We start from the raw sequence: 16824 nt of genomic DNA, 5'->3' as shown, positions 1-16824 counted from the left end.
ATTTTAAATCATGTTTCAAAAATTCATCGAGCGACCGGTGCTATCACTGGTTATCTCCATATTTATAACCCTGCTCGGGCTCCTGGCATTCACAAGCCTGCCCGTTTCTCAGTTTCCGGATATTGTACCACCGTCGGTGGTAGTAACCGCGACTTATACCGGCGCCAACTCCGAGGTTTGCGTGGATGCAGTGGCAGTACCCCTCGAAAGAGCGATCAACGGTGTGCCTGGCATGACTTACATGACCAGTGTATCCGGTAACGACGGCGTTACCACCATTACCATTTCATTTAATGTGGGAGTCGATCCCGACCTCGCTGCTGTAAACGTCCAGAACCGCGTACAAACCGTTATTGACGAACTTCCCGAAGAGGTAATTAAGGCGGGTGTTACCACCGAAAAGGAGGTAAACAGTATGCTGATGTACCTGGATATCATGAGTTCGGATACCTCCATTGCGGAGGATTTCGTGTACAACTTTGCCGATATCAACATTCTTAAAGAGCTGAAAAGGATTGACGGTGTGGGCCGTGCTCAGATTATGGGTAGCAAGGATTATTCGATGCGGGTTTGGCTCAAACCCGACCGGATGAACAGCTACAATGTGTCTGCCGATGAAGTTGTAAAAGCGATCCGCGACCAGAACGTGGTGGCCGCTCCGGGGAAAACAGGTGTGGCATCGGGCCGTGAGCAGCAGGTTTTACAGTATGTTCTAAAATATACCGGAAAGCTTTTCGAACCTGAGCAGTACGAGAATATTGTGCTGAGGTCAAATCCTGACGGTTCCATGCTGAAATTAAAGGATGTGGCCGACATTGAATTTGGTACGCTGGAATACGATATGGCTTCCAAATCCAATGGAAAACCATCGGCTTCCATTATGATTAAGCAGCGGCCCGGTTCCAATGCGCAGGAAGTTATCCAGAACATCAAGGATAAGGTGGCGGAGCTGAAAACAACCACTTTTCCCCCGGGAATGGACTACTTTGTCTCTTACGACGTTTCGCGCTTCCTCGACGCTTCCATTCACGAAGTGGTGCGCACGCTGATCGAAGCATTTATCCTGGTGATCATCATTGTATACCTGTTTTTACAAGATTTCAGGTCGACCATTATCCCGGCGCTCGCGGTGCCTGTTGCACTCGTGGGTACATTCGCATTTATGCAGCTGTTTGGTTTCTCGATCAACCTGCTGACTTTATTTGCATTGGTATTGGCGATCGGTATCGTGGTGGATAATGCAATTGTCGTCGTCGAGGCCGTGCACGCAAAAATGGCTGAAAAGCATCTGGATGCGCGTGAGGCTACCATTGAATCCATGAAAGAAATGAGTGGCGCGATCATCGCTATTACATTGGTAATGTCGGCAGTGTTTGTCCCTGTTGCATTTATGTCAGGTCCTGTCGGCATATTCTACCGCCAGTTTTCCATTACGCTGGCGATTTCCATTGTGATTTCGGGGGTCAATGCATTGACCCTTACTCCTGCACTTTGCGCATTGATGCTGAAAAACACGCACGGTCAGCCTTCCAAAAACACGTTGCTTGACCGCTTCTTCCGTGGTTTCAACAATGGTTATAATGGTATTTCGAACAAGTACCGAAACCTGCTTTCGGTCATAGTAGGCAGAAGAATGATCACGATCGGGCTGCTGCTTGCATTTTGCATTGGAACTTATGGAATCAACACGGTACTGCCAACCGGCTTTATCCCGACGGAAGATCAGGGTGTAATCAATGTGAATGTAACCACTCCCGTGGCGGCTACCGTAGAGCGGACCGAGGCTGTTTTGGATGAAATTCAAAAGGTAGCGCAGTCCCTGGAACCCGTGGAATCTGTGTCTTCACTTTCAGGATATAGCCTGATCACAGAGTCGGCAGGTTCGTCATACGGAATGGCGATGATCAACCTGAAACCCTGGGACCAGCGTACTGCTTCCGTTCAGGATATTATTGCCCAAATGGAGCAGAAGACGAAGCATATCACCGATGCCGACATTCAGTTTTTCCCGCCACCGACTGTTCCGGGATTTGGTAATTCGAGTGGTTTTGAGCTCCGCGTACAAGACCGTACCGGAAGTGACGACCTTCAAAAAACGGCGGAGATTACCAATCAGTTTGTCAAAGATTTAATGGCCGCACCCGAGATCGCCAGTGCATTCAGCAGCTTTGACGCAAGTTTCCCTCAATATATGATCCACGTGGACGCGGATATTGCTTCAAAAAAAGGAGTGTCGGTGGACAATGCGATGAGCACATTGCAAACGCTGATCGGCAGTCTTTATGCCTCCAACTTCATACGTTTTGGTCAAATGTACAAGGTAATGGTGCAAGCCGATCCGAGTTTCCGCCGCAGTCCGGAAGATATTCTGAAACTGTACGTGAAGAACAACCGCGGCGAAATGGTGCCGTTCTCGACATTCATTCGCCTGGAAAGGGTTTACGGACCAGAGCTTCTGACTCGCTACAACATGTACACGTCGGCGATGATCAATGGAGACGCGGCGCCAGGATACAGCAGCGGAGATGCGATCAAGGCAGTGGAAAGGGTAGCCGCGACGAGCCTGCCAAAAGGATTTACTTACGATTGGTCGGGTATGACGCGTGAAGAAATCCTGTCAGGTAACCAGGCAATCTACATCTTTGGTATCTGTCTCATCTTCGTTTACCTGCTCCTTGCTGCTCAGTACGAAAGCTTCCTGCTTCCATTACCTGTAATTCTTTCCTTGCCAACGGGCGTTTTTGGTGCATTCCTGGCTTTGAAGTTAATGGGGCTGGAAAACAACATTTACGCGCAGGTTTCTTTGGTTATGCTGATTGGTCTTTTAGGTAAAAACGCGATCCTGATTGTTGAATACGCAATCATAAGGCAGAAAGAGGGGCGCTCTGTGATCGATGCGGTTCTGGAAGGCGCTACTGAAAGGCTTCGTCCCATTCTGATGACCTCGTTTGCATTCGTGGCCGGTTTGATCCCGCTCGTGGTAGCATCAGGCGCGGGTGCGATCGGTAACCGTTCCATTGGTACTGCCGCGGCAGGAGGTATGCTCATTGGTACTCTGTTCGGGGTAATCATTATCCCCGGATTGTACGTGCTTTTTGCCAGTATGATCAAGCCCAAAAAGACCAAAAAGGTAAGTGCAGCGCATGAGGAGCCAGTTCTTGGCTAGTTAAAATATACGTCGGCAGCCGGCATTGCGCTGGCTGCCTTTTCATACATCTTATTAAACAGTAATGAAAACCTCCCAAAGGCTACATTCCGTGTTGATGATAGTCAGCACACTCTTAATATTGTCCGGATGCAAGCTCACGAAACCCGTGGAGCAGGCGGCCAGAATCAGCACGCCACAGCACTTTGCCGACCAGGCTGATTCGACCGGCATTGCGGCGATTCAATGGAAATCTTTTTTCAAAGACAAGTACCTGATTGCATTGATTGACACTGCATTGAAGGGTAACCTGGATCTGCAAATGGCATCTCAGCGTATCGAAATGGTGCGTACCAATATCCTGATCGCGCAAGGTGCATTATTTCCCGCCGTTTCAGCAGAAGTGACCGGCGGTGGCCGTAAGTTCGGTGATTATACAATGGACGGAGTTGGTAACTATGATACCAACTTTTCTGAAAACATTGATGCAGACCGCAAAATCCCATTGCCTTTTTTGCCCGACTACTTTGTGGGACTGCGCAGTTCGTGGGAGATTGATATCTGGGGAAAATTGCGTGCGCAGAAGAAAGCCGCTTACCACAGACTGCTCTCCACAGAAAAGGCGCGTCACGCTATTATTACGGGCTTAATTGCACAAATCGCAAGCTCTTACTATGAGCTTGTTGCACTGGATACGGAGCTGGATATTATTCGTAAAAACATCAGCCTGCAACAAACGGCTGTGGAAACGGTGAAGATCCAGAAAGAAGCCGGCCGCGCGAATGAACTGGGCGTGCGCCAGCTTACCGCGCAGCTTCTGAATACGCAAAGTCTTGAATTCGAAGTTCAGCAGAAGATCATTCAGGCAGAAAACAATCTGAACCTTTTGCTGGGCCGGTTTCCACAGTCCATTGTGCGCGGAAATGCATTGGACCAGGTTTTCCCTGAGACGATCAGCGCGGGTATTCCTGCCACAATGCTGAGGAGAAGACCCGATATCCAGCAGGCACAGCTCGACCTGCTCGCCAACTACTCGGAGCAGCAGGCCGCCCAGCTGGCTTTTCTGCCTTCGCTGAACATCACTGCATTCCTCGGTTACAGCGCATTCAAAAGCAGCTTGCTTTTCGCTCCCGGTTCGCTGGCATACAGCGCATTGGGCGGACTGGCTGCGCCACTTGTAAACAGAAAGGCATTAAAAGCCGGACAAAGAAGGGCCGAGGCAGCGAGCCGGGAAGCTCTGCTAGCGTATAATAAATCTGTATTAACCGGATTTCAGGAAGTAAGTACCAGCCTGAAAAAGATTGAAAATACCAGAAAGATCAGTGATTTGAAGAAGCAGGAGGTAGAGGTACTGCAACAATCCATTACCACGTCAAAAGATCTTTTTCAGACCGGGTACGCATCTTACCTGGAAGTGATCACAACGCAAAGAAGTGCGCTGGAAGCCGAATTGAGCCTCACAAATGTTCAGAAAGAGCAGTTTCTTGCATTGATCGAGCTGTACCGCTCGCTAGGCGGGGGATGGGAATAGATATAAAAATTAAGGCTATCGATGCTGCCACCGATAGCCTTAATTTTTATATCTAAGCTGACTTACCTACTGCATTCACGAAGCAACTTCGATCTTAACTTTCAGCAGGAATTCATCCATTTCAATCTCAGTAGCTTCTCCGTTCAGGTCTCCTACCAAATTCAGGTCGAGCGCCTGCACTTCCTGGCAGATGTATTCCTTGTTGGCAGTTACTGCACTTGCGAGCAGTGAGTCGTTGTTTTGCAGCGTGATGCGGATTTTGTCGGTAACCTCAAAACCGCTGTCTTTCCGCAGGTTTTGAACGCGGTTTACAAAATCACGTGCAATACCTTCCAGCCGGAGTTCATCGGTTACGGTAATATCCAATGCGACCGTGAGGCCGCCTTCACTTGCTACTAGCCAGCCCGGAACATCTTCTGCAATGATCTCCACATCGGTCAACGCGATGTCGAGCGGACCACTTGCGCCTTGCAACGTGATCGTTGAGCTGCTTTCGATTGTCTTTATTTCTGCTTCGTTCATCGCCGATATAGCCGCAGCGACTTCCTTCATTTTTGGTCCGAACTTGGGTCCCAAAGTTTTGAAGTTTGGCTTGATCTTCTTTTTCAGGATACCGCTGTCGTCGTGCACGAACTCGATCGTTTTCACATTCACTTCAGTCAAAATAATACCCGATACCTGCTCGATTTGGCTCTTGGTTTTTTCACTCAAAACCGGGATCAAAATTTTCGAGAGTGGCTGACGAACTTTCAGCTTGTGACCTTTCCGGATTGAATGCACCAGTGAGCTGATCCGCTGTGCCAGTTCCATCGACTCTTCAAGGTCTGCGTCAACAGATTCAGTCTCGATCTTAGGCCAGTAAGTCAGGTGAACTGAATCGTACTTATAGGCAGAATCGTGCTGCACTGCCAGCTCACGATCTCCGTCAGTAAGGTTCTTGTACAACCATTCGCCAAAGAATGGAGCGATCGGCGACATTAACTGTGCGACAGTTACCAGGCAATGCTGCAAAGTTTCGTAAGCAGCCAGTTTGTCGTCGGTGAGTCCCGTACCTTGCTCCTGCGACGGGTTCCAGAAGCGGCGGCGGTTAAGACGGATATACCAGTTGGACAGCTGATCTGTTACAAAATCCTGCACCAGACGGCCCGCTTTTGTCGGGTTATAATCGTCAAATTGCTCGCCTACTTCTTTAATCAATGTATTTAGTTTGGATAGAATCCAACGGTCGAGCTCAGTTCTTTTTTCAATTGGAACCGAGTTTACTTCGTGGAATTCGTATCCGTCCAGGTTCGCGTATAATGCAAAGAAGTTGTAAGTATTAACGAGCGTACCGAAAAATTTCCGCTGTACCTCGCCGATCCCGTCGATATTGAACTTCAAATTGTCCCAAGGCTCTGCATTAGTGATCATGTACCAGCGCGTCGCATCGGGACCGTATTGTGCCAATGTTGAGAATGGATCAACTGCATTCCCGAGGCGCTTGGACATTTTGTTTCCATTCTTGTCCAAAACCAAACCCGTCGAAACCACATTCTTGAATGCAACCGAATCGAAAAGCATTCCGGCAATCGCGTGCAGGGTAAAGAACCAGCCACGCGTCTGGTCCACACCTTCCGAAATGAAATCAGCAGGGTAGCTTTTGTTAAATATCTCCTGATTTTCAAACGGGTAATGCCACTGTGCATAAGGCATTGCACCCGAATCAAACCAAACATCGATTAAATCCGGCTCGCGGTGCATGACGTGGCCTTGCTTGGAGACCAGTACTACATTATCCACATAAGGTCTGTGCAGATCCGCTTCTCCGTTTTCCAGTTTCAGCAGGTACTCGGAGTTATGCCAGGCTTGTTCCTTGGTCAAATGGCCCGAGATAGTCGCTTCTTCCAGCAGATCTTTCAACTCTTCTACCGATCCTACACACACTTCATCGCCGTAATCGTTCCGCCAGATCGGCAGGGGAGTACCCCAGTAACGCGAGCGCGACAGGTTCCAGTCAACCAGGTTTTCGAGCCAGTTGCCAAAGCGGCCGGTGCCGGTACTTTCCGGTTTCCAGTTGATCGTTTTATTCAGTTCTACCAGGCGGTCTTTCAATGCGGTAGTCCGGATAAACCAGCTGTCGAGCGGGTAGTAGAGCACTGGTTTATCAGTCCGCCAGCAATGCGGGTAGGGGTGTTCGTACTTTTCGACCTTGAACGCTTTTCCTTCTTCTTTGAGCTTGATCGCGATCAAAACGTCAGTAGCCCTGAATTCAGGATCGTCCTGTTCTTCCTGCGAATAGTATTCGGGTTTTACAAAACGACCTGCGTAATCGGTAATTTCTTTTACAAACCTTCCTGTGCGGTCAACAATAGGTACTTCCTTTCCATTCTCATCTTTTACCATGATCGCCGGTATTCCATTAGCCTGCGCCACCCGGAAGTCATCTGCACCGAAAGTAGGTGATGTATGTACGACGCCCGTACCATCTTCCGTCGTCACAAAATCGCCGAGGATCACACGGAATGCCGGTGCGGCGGGTTGTATGTACGGCATCAGTTGCTTGTACTCCACTCCTTCAAGCTCCTTGCCTTTGAATTCTTTCAGAATGCGCCAGGGAAGCAGCTTTTTGTCGCTTGCTGTATAACCGTCAAAATCTCCGTTCTGACCTTTTTCACTGAAATATTTCCCCAAAAGATCCTTCGCCAGAACTACGGAAACGGGCGCGTGGGTGTAGGGATTGAATGTTTCAACGAGCACGTAGTTGATGTTAGCACCAACAGTCAATGCGGAGTTCGCTGGCAAAGTCCAGGGTGTGGTTGTCCAGGCTAGTATCCGGATATCCTGGTCAGGAAATTCATTCAGAAGCTGCCCGGTTTTCACCTTGAACATCGCCACAATGGTGGTATCCTTTACATCTTTATAGGTACCCGGCATATTCAGCTCATGCGAGGAAAGTCCCGTTCCGGCTGCTGGTGAATAAGGCTGGATCGTGTAACCTTTATAGAGCAAACCTTTGTCATACAGCTTTTTAAGCAAATTCCAGAGGCTTTCGATGTACTCGCTTTTGTAGGTAATGTAAGGATCGTCCAGATCCACCCAGTAGCCCATTTTTTCAGTCAGATCATTCCATTGATCTGTGAATTTCATAACCGTCTGGCGGCATCTTTCATTGTATTCTTCAACCGAAATGGTTTTTCCGATATCTTCTTTGGTGATCCCAAGCTCCTTTTCAACCTGCAACTCAACCGGCAGCCCGTGGGTATCCCAGCCGCCTTTGCGTTTCACCTGAAATCCCTGCAATGTTTTGTACCGGCAAAAAATATCCTTGATCGCCCGCGCCATCACATGGTGAATACCCGGCGTTCCATTGGCCGACGGCGGTCCTTCAAAAAAGGTGAAAGTAGGCGCGCCTTCGCGGGTTTTTACAGACGCTTCGAAGATCTCCTGGTCTTTCCAGAATTTCAGTACTTCGTCACCGATTTGCGGATAACTCAGATTTTTATATTCGTTATATTTCATATAAGCTGTTAGCGTCCGGCCTGAGCCCTGGCTGTTCAAGTAAATGGCATTATTATAACCCTGTACGGATTTTAAGAGTGCAAAATTACTACTTTTTTCTGCTAAAAGGATGTGGCATTTGGAATGAAGCCTTACCTTCGTATCTTGATTCAGTCTAATTAAGATCGCAGGCGTCTATGAAAAAACTGTTAGGCAAACTTCACCTTTACCTGGGACTTGTTTCGGGAGCTCTTGTTTTTGTGATTTCAGTTACCGGATGTATTCTCGCGTTTGAGCATGAAATCAAGAGTTTTACCCAACCTTACATGTTTGTTGACGCTCCGAAGCAGGGCAAGTTGCTCCCGCCTTCGGTACTGGCGGCTGAGGCTGAAAAGTTGCTTCCCGGCAAAAAAGCCAATGGCGTGCTTTATGATGTTCCTGGAAAAAATGCGCAAGTAGGCTTCTATAATCTTGATCCTGAATACTATTACGTCGTTTATCTCAACCCGTTTACCGGAAAAGTAGCGAAGGTCTGGAATGAAGACGGCGACTTTTTCCACTTTATACTGCACGGACATTACTATTTGTGGCTGCCTGAAAAAATCGGCCAGCCCGTTGTGGCGTCGGCTACTTTGGTCTTTTTTGTAATGATGATTACGGGGCTGGTTTTGTGGTGGCCTAAAAACAAAGCGGCTTCAAAGCAACGCTTTTCTATCAAGTGGAATGCAGCCTGGCGCCGGAAAAACTATGATCTGCACAATGTGCTTGGTTTTTACATTATGGCGATCGGTGTAATCCTTTCGCTGACGGGGCTAGTCTGGGGTTTTCAATGGTTTTCTCAGGGTGTTTATACTGCCACAGGCGGAGAGGGTTCTGCCATGTATTACAACCCTACCTCTGATACAACAGCAGTTTCAGCGGTCGATGCACCTGTGCAGGCGGTGGACCGGGCCTGGAACAAGCTGCAAGCGCAATATCCCAAATACGCCAGCCTAAACATTTCCATTCCGCATTTCAGGTCGGAGTCTATTTTCTCTTATGTGAATTTCCGGGAGGGTACTTATTATAACGTAGATTACCATTATTTTGACCAGCATACCTTGAAGGAAATCAAGGCTACCGGGCCTTATTCGGGTAACTATAAAGATGCCAATTTCGGGGAAACGCTGCGGCGGATGAACTACGATATCCATGTAGGCGCCATTCTTGGGTTACCCGGCAAAATTCTGGTGTTCTTCGCCAGCCTTATTTGTGCATCGCTGCCGGTTACCGGCTTTCTGATTTGGTGGGGTAGAAGAAATAAGGCTCCGAAACCTGTGAAGCGGAGCCTGAAAAGAGTAAAACCTGACCTGGTAAGCAGGTAATTCACTTCTGCTGATAAACCCGCACATAGTCGATCTCGTACCTGGCAGGAAATTCGGTGCCGGCGGGATCACCTCCATTGTCGCCACCAACCGCCATTCCGACCAGAATGTAATGCGGCTGGTGAAAAGGCGCCACCTGCTTGTTCGCGAGGTTCATTTTCGGGTCGGTATCCTGTGAAGCCAGCAAATTATCATCCACATACAGCTTGATCGATTTCTCGTCCCAGTCCATTCGCCAGGTGTGAAATTTGGTTGACCAATCCGGATCATTGAACTCCTTAATTGGCTTCTTAACTGAATTCCAGATTGGCTTGTACCTTTCCTTGGAGCCCCAGGCAATGTTTGCCAGCAACATACCACGGTAATATTCCATAATATCAATTTCCCCATTGTCAGGCCACTCACCGGCTGTTCCCAGTGTCCAGAATGCCGGCCACAAGCCAGCTCTTGTATCTATCTTTGCGCGCATTTCGAATCTCCCGTACTGGAAGCTTTGCTTTCCTCTTGTGATCAGACTAGCCGAAGTATACTCAGAAACCTCGCGACTTTCGTTCCATTTCTTGCTGCCTGCCTTGTAAGCAGGGTTTTTCACCTGTTCTTTCTTGGCTTCAATGATGAGATACCCGCCTTTGCAATAAGCATTCTGCGCCTGGTAGAATTGCAGCTCATGGTTCCTGACAAAACCTTCTTCCGAACTCCAGTTCTTATCATCGGGGGCCCCTTCGCTGTCAAATTCATCGGCCCAGACCAGCTTCCATTGGGCAAAACAAGGTGCAGTTAGCAGGAGGAAAATGGCGCTGAGAAGTATATTTTTCATAATTGAATGGAGTTTGGAACCAGTAAGGCCGGCCTGGACGTAAATCTAATAACCAGAGGCGGGATTTTGTTTAATCAACTTTTATCCTTCTTTTGCGGGCAGCGCAGGAGGTCCGGCGAAAGCCTGGAATGAACAACCACACGATGAATAAAATACTTTCAACAGCTAAAAAGGCCGGATTAGATGGTTTCATGCTCGCATTGCTCAGCATGATATTTCTCGCATGGCTCTGGCCCGCGCCGGGGATGAAAGATAGTCCGGTACCACTTTCGGATATCTCCACGTACGCAGTGTCCATTATTTTCTTCTTCTACGGACTCCGGTTAAGTCCCGAAAAACTCCGTGAAGGATTGACCAACTGGCGGCTGCATATCATTGTGCATTTGTCCACTTTCGTCCTTTTTCCATTGGTTGCGCTGGCGTGCCGCCCATTGTTCGTCACCGACGAAAGCCGCACGCTCTGGCTGGGTATCTTCTTTCTGACTTCCCTACCTTCCACGGTATCCTCTTCTGTGGTAATGGTTTCCATTGCGAGAGGAAATATCCCTGCGGCGATATTCAATGCAAGTATTTCAAGTCTGATCGGCGTTTTCATCACCCCGCTTTGGATGGGGGTGGTTATGGATACAGGTTCGGGACAATTTGACCTGCTTTCGGTAGTAGGAAAGCTCGCGCTGCAAGTATTGTTACCGGTATTCGCAGGGATTTTGTTAAATAAACGTTGGGGAGGTGTTGCCGAGAAAAACAAAAAGTACATCCGCTATTTCGACCAATTCTCTATTTTGCTGATTGTTTATACCTCGTTTTGCGAATCTTTCGGAGAGCACCTGTTTAGTTCGCTGGGATTGAAAGAAATCGTATTTTTAGGAATAGGAATGCTGGCGCTCTTTTTCGCAATTTATTTCCTGTTAACATTCATCAGTAGCCTGCTGAAGTTCAACCACGAGGACCGGGTTACTGCTGTTTTTTGCGGATCAAAGAAATCGCTTGTGCAAGGCGCAGTAATGTCCAAAGTGCTGTTTGCTGGTCCACAAGCGGGCATAATGCTGCTTCCGATCATGATTTATCATGCGTTACAACTGATTGCCGCCAGCATTATCGCACAGAAAATGGCGAAAGCGGCTGAGGATCAAGAGAAATTACGAGTGTCGAGATAAAAACAGAATGAAATGCGATTGATATCCTGGTTAATACGATTGTTGGTTTTAGTCTTGTTGATAGCCGGAGTTCAATCATTATGGTCAAATTTCCGCTCAGGCCATTGGGCTCCTGACTGGTTTGGTTTTAAAACGGAAGACCAGACTGAAACAACGCATACGCTCGTCTTGCAGGAGATCAGCGCAATGGGGAAGCTGGAATTGGTGAAGTATAATTTCAAGGATGTAGTGGAGCGGGAAGTGGTAAAAACCTTTCTGCCTAATGCGAAAGCGGTTTTGATCGTGCAAGGCGAGGCGATCGGATGCGTGGATTTGACGCAGGTGGAGATTGCCGATATATCTTCCGAAGACGAAACACTGGTCGTGAATATGCCAGAACCTGAACTTTGTGTTTTCAAGATTGATCATAGCAAGTCCAGGATCTACAATACCGAATTTGCATTCAGTGAAGAAGGGAAGCTGGTGGAAGAGGCTTATAAAGAGGCTGAGAAACAGATCCTGAAATCGGCGCAGGATATGGGTATTTTGGAACAAACGAAAGAGAATGCCCGCAAAATACTGACCCCGGTTTTGGAAAAAGCTTCGGGTAAAAAGGTGGTGTTAAAATTCCCGATGAGTGCAAAGATTGATAAATTACGCTAGCTGATCGCTTAACCCTTTCCAATGGAAAAACGCGGATATCTTACAACGGACGAACTGAGGGAGAAAATTGGTGAGGGCTCGATAGAGACGGTTATTGTAGGTTTTACAGACCATTATGGGCGATTGATGGGAAAGCGCGTCGACGCGGAATATTTCCTCGATTCAATGCTGGAAGATGGTACCCACGCCTGTAACTATCTGCTCACAACAGACGTGACAATGGAGCCGGTACCAGGATATCAGTATGCCAATTGGGAGCTTGGTTACGGAGATTTCCACCTTGTCCCCGACTTTAATACCCTGCGCATCGCCGACTGGCTTGAAAAAACTGCGCTGGTAATCTGCGATGTGTATAATGAAAAGTCGCACATTCCCGAAAGCATAGCCCCGCGATCTATTCTCAGAAAACAGCTGGACCGGCTTGCAAACGACGGAATGCAATGCTTCGCGGCTTCCGAGCTCGAATATTATCTGTTGGAAAATACCTATAAGGAAGCCTTTCAAAAGGGTTACCAAAACCTGTCGCCTGCCGGATATTACCTGGAAGACTATCACATTTTGCAGGGAACACGGAATGAAAAATTTACATCCGTAGTAAGAAAGCACCTTAAAAACTCGGGAATCCCGGTTGAAACATCCAAAGGAGAGTGGGGACTAGGACAGCACGAGCTTAATGTGAAGTATGCGGATGTACTTTCAATGGCCGACAACCATGTGGTATATAAGCAATGCATGAAGGAAGTGGCTGATGCAATGGGACTTTCGGTGACTTTCATGGCCAAGTTTGCGACAGATCAGGCGGGATCAAGCAGCCATATTCACATGAGTTTATGGCAAGATGGCGAAAATGCATTTGCGGGAGATCAGGAGTTTGGGCCGGTAAAAGGATCGGATCTGTTCCGCTGGTTTCTGGGCGGTTGGATCAGGCACGTACCGGATGTAATGCCATTTTATGCGCCTACTGTCAATTCGTACAAACGTTTTGTTGACGGATCCTGGGCACCGACTCGGCTGGCGTGGAGTTACGATAACCGGACAGCCGGGTTCAGAGTAGTAGGGAGCGGGAAGAGTTTGCGTATTGAATGTCGCATTCCCGGCGCCGACTGTAATCCTTATCTGGCATTTGCAGCCTCGCTTGCTTCGGGCCTGGACGGAATCAAAAACAAGATCGAGCCGCCTGAATGCTTTGTCGGGGATATTTATGCAGCGGCGCATTTACCGCGGGTAGCCCATACTTTAGCAGAAGCAGTAAACATGTTTGAGCATAGTGAATTTGCCAAAAATGCTTTCGGAGAAGAAGTAGTGGCACATTACACGCACTTCTTCCGCAACGAACAAAGAGCGTACGATACTTCGGTCACCGACTGGGAACGAAAGCGGTATTTTGAGCAGATATAAAAACTATTATCCGGGCGTCACACCGGTGCGGGAATACAACAAGATCAAAGCAAGCCCCATCAGGGCGACACACTGGTAAAGGAATAAAAGAATATCAAAGCAAGCCCCATCAGGGCGACACACTGGTAAAGGAATAAAAGAATATCAAAGCAAGCCCCATCGGGGCAACACACTGGTAAAGGAATACAAGAATATCAAAGCAAGCCCCATCGGGGCGACACACCGGTAAAAACACAAATCCGTAAATACACAAACCAATGCGTTTAGAAGGTAAAGTTGCCCTTATCACAGGCGGAAGCGGCGGAATTGGCCGAGAGACTGCCATTTTATTTGCAAAAGAGGGTGCCAAAATCGTGGTTACCGATGTGAATGACCAGGGTGGTCAGGAAACTGCCGATGCGATTGTAAGTGCAGGTGGCGAAGCATTTTTCCTTCATTCCGATGTGTCCAAAGCTGCTGATTGCGAGTCCGCTGTGGCTTTTGCAGAAGAAAAATTCGGTAAGCTGAACATTATCTTCAATAACGCGGGGATTATGCACAGTGATGATGACAATGCGATGACAACAGAAGAATCTGTGTGGGATCTTACGATGAATATCAATGCGAAGGGCGTGTTTTTAGGTTGTAAATATGGTATTCCTGCATTGCAGCGTGCCGGCGGCGGATCCATTATCAACACTGCATCCTTTGTCGCAATTCTGGGCGCGGCTACTCCCCAGGTGGCTTACACAGCTAGTAAAGGGGCGGTGCTTGCATTGACCCGCGAACTCGCGATTATTCATGCCCGGGAAAATATCCGCGTCAATGCATTGTGTCCGGGACCGCTTCGTACGGAGCTTTTGATGAAATTCCTGAATACTGAAGAGAAGAAACAACGTCGCCTCGTACATATTCCAATGGGCCGGTTCGGTGAGGCGAAGGAAATGGCCTACGCCGCATTGTTCCTGGCTTCCGACGAATCCTCATTCGTCACCGGCACCGACTTCCTGGTAGACGGTGGAATCACATCTGCTTACGTAACCCCTGTTTAAAAGGGAGGAAAGGGAAGAGGGAGGAAGGGGAGGAAAGGGGAAATTATATATTGAAGTTCAATTTTCCCTTTCCTCCATCCTCCCTTTCTTCCTTCCTCCATTTCGCCCCTTTAAAAAAAATGATTCAAAAAACAATAAGTCCGATTGATGGTTCGGTGTACGTGGAACGTGCATTGGCCGATGATGCTGCGGTTGAAAAAGCGTTGGAAAGCGCGGTTGCGGCACAGAAGTCCTGGCGTCAAACGTCGCTGCAAGAGCGGGCGGCGATTTGTATGAAAGCTGTTGAATACTTCCTGGAAAATGCAGACGAAATCGGACTGGAACTTACCTGGCAAATGGGCCGGCCAATCCGGTATACGGCCAATGAGATCAGAAAAGGTTTTCAGGAACGCGCTAAATACATGATTTCTGTTGCTGAAACTGCATTGGCTGACGTAGAAGTGGAGCAATTACCCGGCTTCAAAAGATTTATCCGGCGTGATCCGCTGGGTGTTGTGTTTGTAGTGGCACCCTGGAATTATCCATATCTTACTTCTGTCAATTCGGTGATACCTGCCATCATGTCTGGTAATGCGGTTATCCTCAAACACGCACAGCAAACACCGCTTTGCGCGGAACGTTATGCGGCTGCATTCGAATATGCCGGACTGCCGCAGGGTGTTTTTCAGTTCTTGCATTTAAGCCACCCGCAGGTAGCGCAGGTGATCGGCGACAGCCGCATTGATTATGTCGCATTTACCGGCTCTGTGGAAGGTGGACATGCAGTACAACGGGCTATTAACGAAAGGTTTATAGTAGGCGGACTCGAATTGGGCGGAAAAGATCCTGCCTATGTTCGCGCTGATGCAAACCTGGCCGATGCTGTCGAAAACCTGGTCGATGGATCCTTTTTTAACTCCGGTCAATCCTGCTGCGGTATTGAGCGCATTTATGTGCATCAGGATGTATATGATGAATTTGTAAGTGAGTTTGTAAAACTGACCAAGACCTACACCCTTGGGAATCCCGCTGAGCAGGATACGACACTGGGCCCGATGGTCCGTACAGCGGCGGCCGAATTTGCTCAAAAGCAAGTAGATGAAGCAATAGCGCAGGGAGCTACTCCGCTGATTGATACTGCATTATTTTCTGCTCACCAAAAAGGAACGCCTTATTTTGCACCACAGGTACTGGTCAATGTGGGTCATTCCATGGAGATTATGACGGAGGAAACCTTTGCTCCGGTGGTCGGGATTATGCCGGTGAGTGGTGATGAAGAAGCAATCAAACTGATGAATGACAGCCAATACGGACTCACTGCTTCTATCTGGACGAGCGACATCGACGCGGCTCTGGCGATAGGAGAGCAGGTGGAGACGGGTACCTGGTTTATGAACCGATGCGATTATCTGGATCCTGCGCTCGCGTGGACAGGCGTGAAAAATTCGGGACGCGGCTGCACCTTATCTAAGATCGGCTACGAAGCATTGACCCGCCCGAAATCATTCCATTTGAAAATTAACAGCTGAATAAATGAAGGTTGGCTTGCTTGAATGCGACCACGTCAGGGAAGATCTCATGCACATTGCCGGGGATTACCGGCAGATGTTTCCTGCATTGTTTTCGCAGGTTGCACCGGAATGGGAGTTCGTTTTCTATGACGTTTGCAATGGAATTTTCCCCGACTCCGTTCATGAATGCGACCTGTATATTTCTACGGGCTCCAAGTTTTCTGTTTACGATCAGGAAGACTGGATATTGCGTTTGAAAGTTCTTGTAAACGACGTCTACGAATCCGGGAAAAAGTACGTCGGGATCTGTTTTGGTCACCAAATGCTCGCAGAGGCGCTTGGTGGAAAAGTGGTACAAGGAAGCCCGGGCTGGCGCGTGGGAGTGCATTCATTTTCATCAATTGAAAACGCAGAATGGATGCAGCCTGAAATGCAGGAATTTAATCTTTTGATGATGTGCCAGGATCAGGTTGTTGCAATGCCGCCAAACAGTACTTTGCTCGCCAAAACGGCCGATTGTTCCGTGGGTATGTTCCAGGTGGGTCCGCATATGCTGGGTATACAGGCACACCCGGAATTTCCCGGGATCTACAACAAGGCGTTGATGGAGCTGAGATTGGAGCGGATCGGGCAGGCGAAAGTGGATGCGGGTATTGCCAGCCTTGCCTTACCTACCCACGAATTCGTAATTGCAACGTGGATAAAGAATTTTGCGATGCTATGAACTCGACTCTTGTATGCTTATTTTTACCTGACATTCCTGTTACGAATC

The 16824-nt window shown here is 48.3% G+C and carries 11 protein-coding genes; 9 read left to right on the top strand and 2 right to left on the bottom strand.

All coding sequences use genetic code 11. The features are described 5' to 3' along the window. Positions 1 to 10: 10 nt before the first annotated feature. Both Q369_RS0102790 and Q369_RS0102785 read left to right on the top strand, forming a co-directional pair. Positions 11 to 3166: an efflux RND transporter permease subunit gene (locus Q369_RS0102790; RefSeq protein ID WP_031526239.1), complete on the top strand. Its 3156-nt coding sequence runs from the start codon at positions 11 to 13 to the stop codon at positions 3164 to 3166. 64 nt (positions 3167 to 3230) lie between these two features. Beyond that, positions 3231 to 4676: an efflux transporter outer membrane subunit gene (locus Q369_RS0102785; RefSeq protein ID WP_031526238.1), complete on the top strand. Its 1446-nt coding sequence runs from the start codon at positions 3231 to 3233 to the stop codon at positions 4674 to 4676. A 75-nt stretch (positions 4677 to 4751) separates the two neighbouring features. On the opposite strand, the gene ileS is transcribed toward Q369_RS0102785, so the two are convergent. Then, on the bottom strand, positions 4752 to 8174 hold the full coding sequence (gene ileS, locus Q369_RS0102780) for an isoleucine--tRNA ligase (protein ID WP_031526237.1): 3423 nt from the start codon (positions 8172 to 8174) through the stop codon (positions 4752 to 4754). A 176-nt stretch (positions 8175 to 8350) separates the two neighbouring features. Between ileS and Q369_RS0102775 the strand changes: the two genes are divergently transcribed. After that, on the top strand, positions 8351 to 9517 hold the full coding sequence (locus tag Q369_RS0102775) for a PepSY-associated TM helix domain-containing protein (RefSeq protein WP_031526235.1): 1167 nt from the start codon (positions 8351 to 8353) through the stop codon (positions 9515 to 9517). Position 9518: 1 nt separating this feature from the next. On the opposite strand, the gene Q369_RS0102770 is transcribed toward Q369_RS0102775, so the two are convergent. Next, positions 9519 to 10334 carry a glycoside hydrolase family 16 protein gene (locus Q369_RS0102770; RefSeq protein WP_031526234.1) on the bottom strand — a complete coding sequence of 272 codons (816 nt, stop codon included), beginning with the start codon at positions 10332 to 10334 and terminating at the stop codon, positions 9519 to 9521. Between the two features lie 143 nt (positions 10335 to 10477). Here Q369_RS0102770 and Q369_RS0102765 point away from each other — a divergent pair, with 143 nt between their 5' ends. The 6 genes from Q369_RS0102765 (at position 10478) to Q369_RS0102740 (ending at position 16776) form a co-directional block, all read left to right on the top strand. Next, on the top strand, positions 10478 to 11491 hold the full coding sequence (locus tag Q369_RS0102765) for a bile acid:sodium symporter family protein (protein WP_031526233.1): 1014 nt from the start codon (positions 10478 to 10480) through the stop codon (positions 11489 to 11491). 12 nt (positions 11492 to 11503) lie between these two features. After that, positions 11504 to 12133, top strand: coding sequence for a DUF4230 domain-containing protein (locus Q369_RS0102760; RefSeq protein ID WP_031526232.1), 630 nt, complete (start codon positions 11504 to 11506; stop codon positions 12131 to 12133). Positions 12134 to 12154: 21 nt separating this feature from the next. Further along, positions 12155 to 13531 carry a glutamine synthetase family protein gene (locus Q369_RS0102755; protein ID WP_031526230.1) on the top strand — a complete coding sequence of 459 codons (1377 nt, stop codon included), beginning with the start codon at positions 12155 to 12157 and terminating at the stop codon, positions 13529 to 13531. Positions 13532 to 13788: 257 nt separating this feature from the next. Then, on the top strand, positions 13789 to 14562 hold the full coding sequence (locus Q369_RS0102750; protein WP_031526229.1) for a glucose 1-dehydrogenase: 774 nt from the start codon (positions 13789 to 13791) through the stop codon (positions 14560 to 14562). Positions 14563 to 14681: 119 nt separating this feature from the next. Then, complete coding sequence (locus Q369_RS0102745; protein WP_031526227.1) at positions 14682 to 16070, top strand: aldehyde dehydrogenase family protein; 1389 nt, start codon at positions 14682 to 14684, stop codon at positions 16068 to 16070. Positions 16071 to 16074: 4 nt separating this feature from the next. Continuing rightward, complete coding sequence (locus Q369_RS0102740; RefSeq protein WP_031526226.1) at positions 16075 to 16776, top strand: glutamine amidotransferase-related protein; 702 nt, start codon at positions 16075 to 16077, stop codon at positions 16774 to 16776. The last annotated feature ends 48 nt before the right edge of the window (positions 16777 to 16824 follow it).

The organism is Dyadobacter crusticola DSM 16708 (assembly GCF_000701505.1).
Taxonomy (GTDB): Bacteria; Bacteroidota; Bacteroidia; order Cytophagales; family Spirosomataceae; genus Dyadobacter; species Dyadobacter crusticola.
The sequence above is the reverse complement of the archived record's forward strand: the minus strand, read 5'-3'. Positions and strand labels throughout refer to the sequence as shown.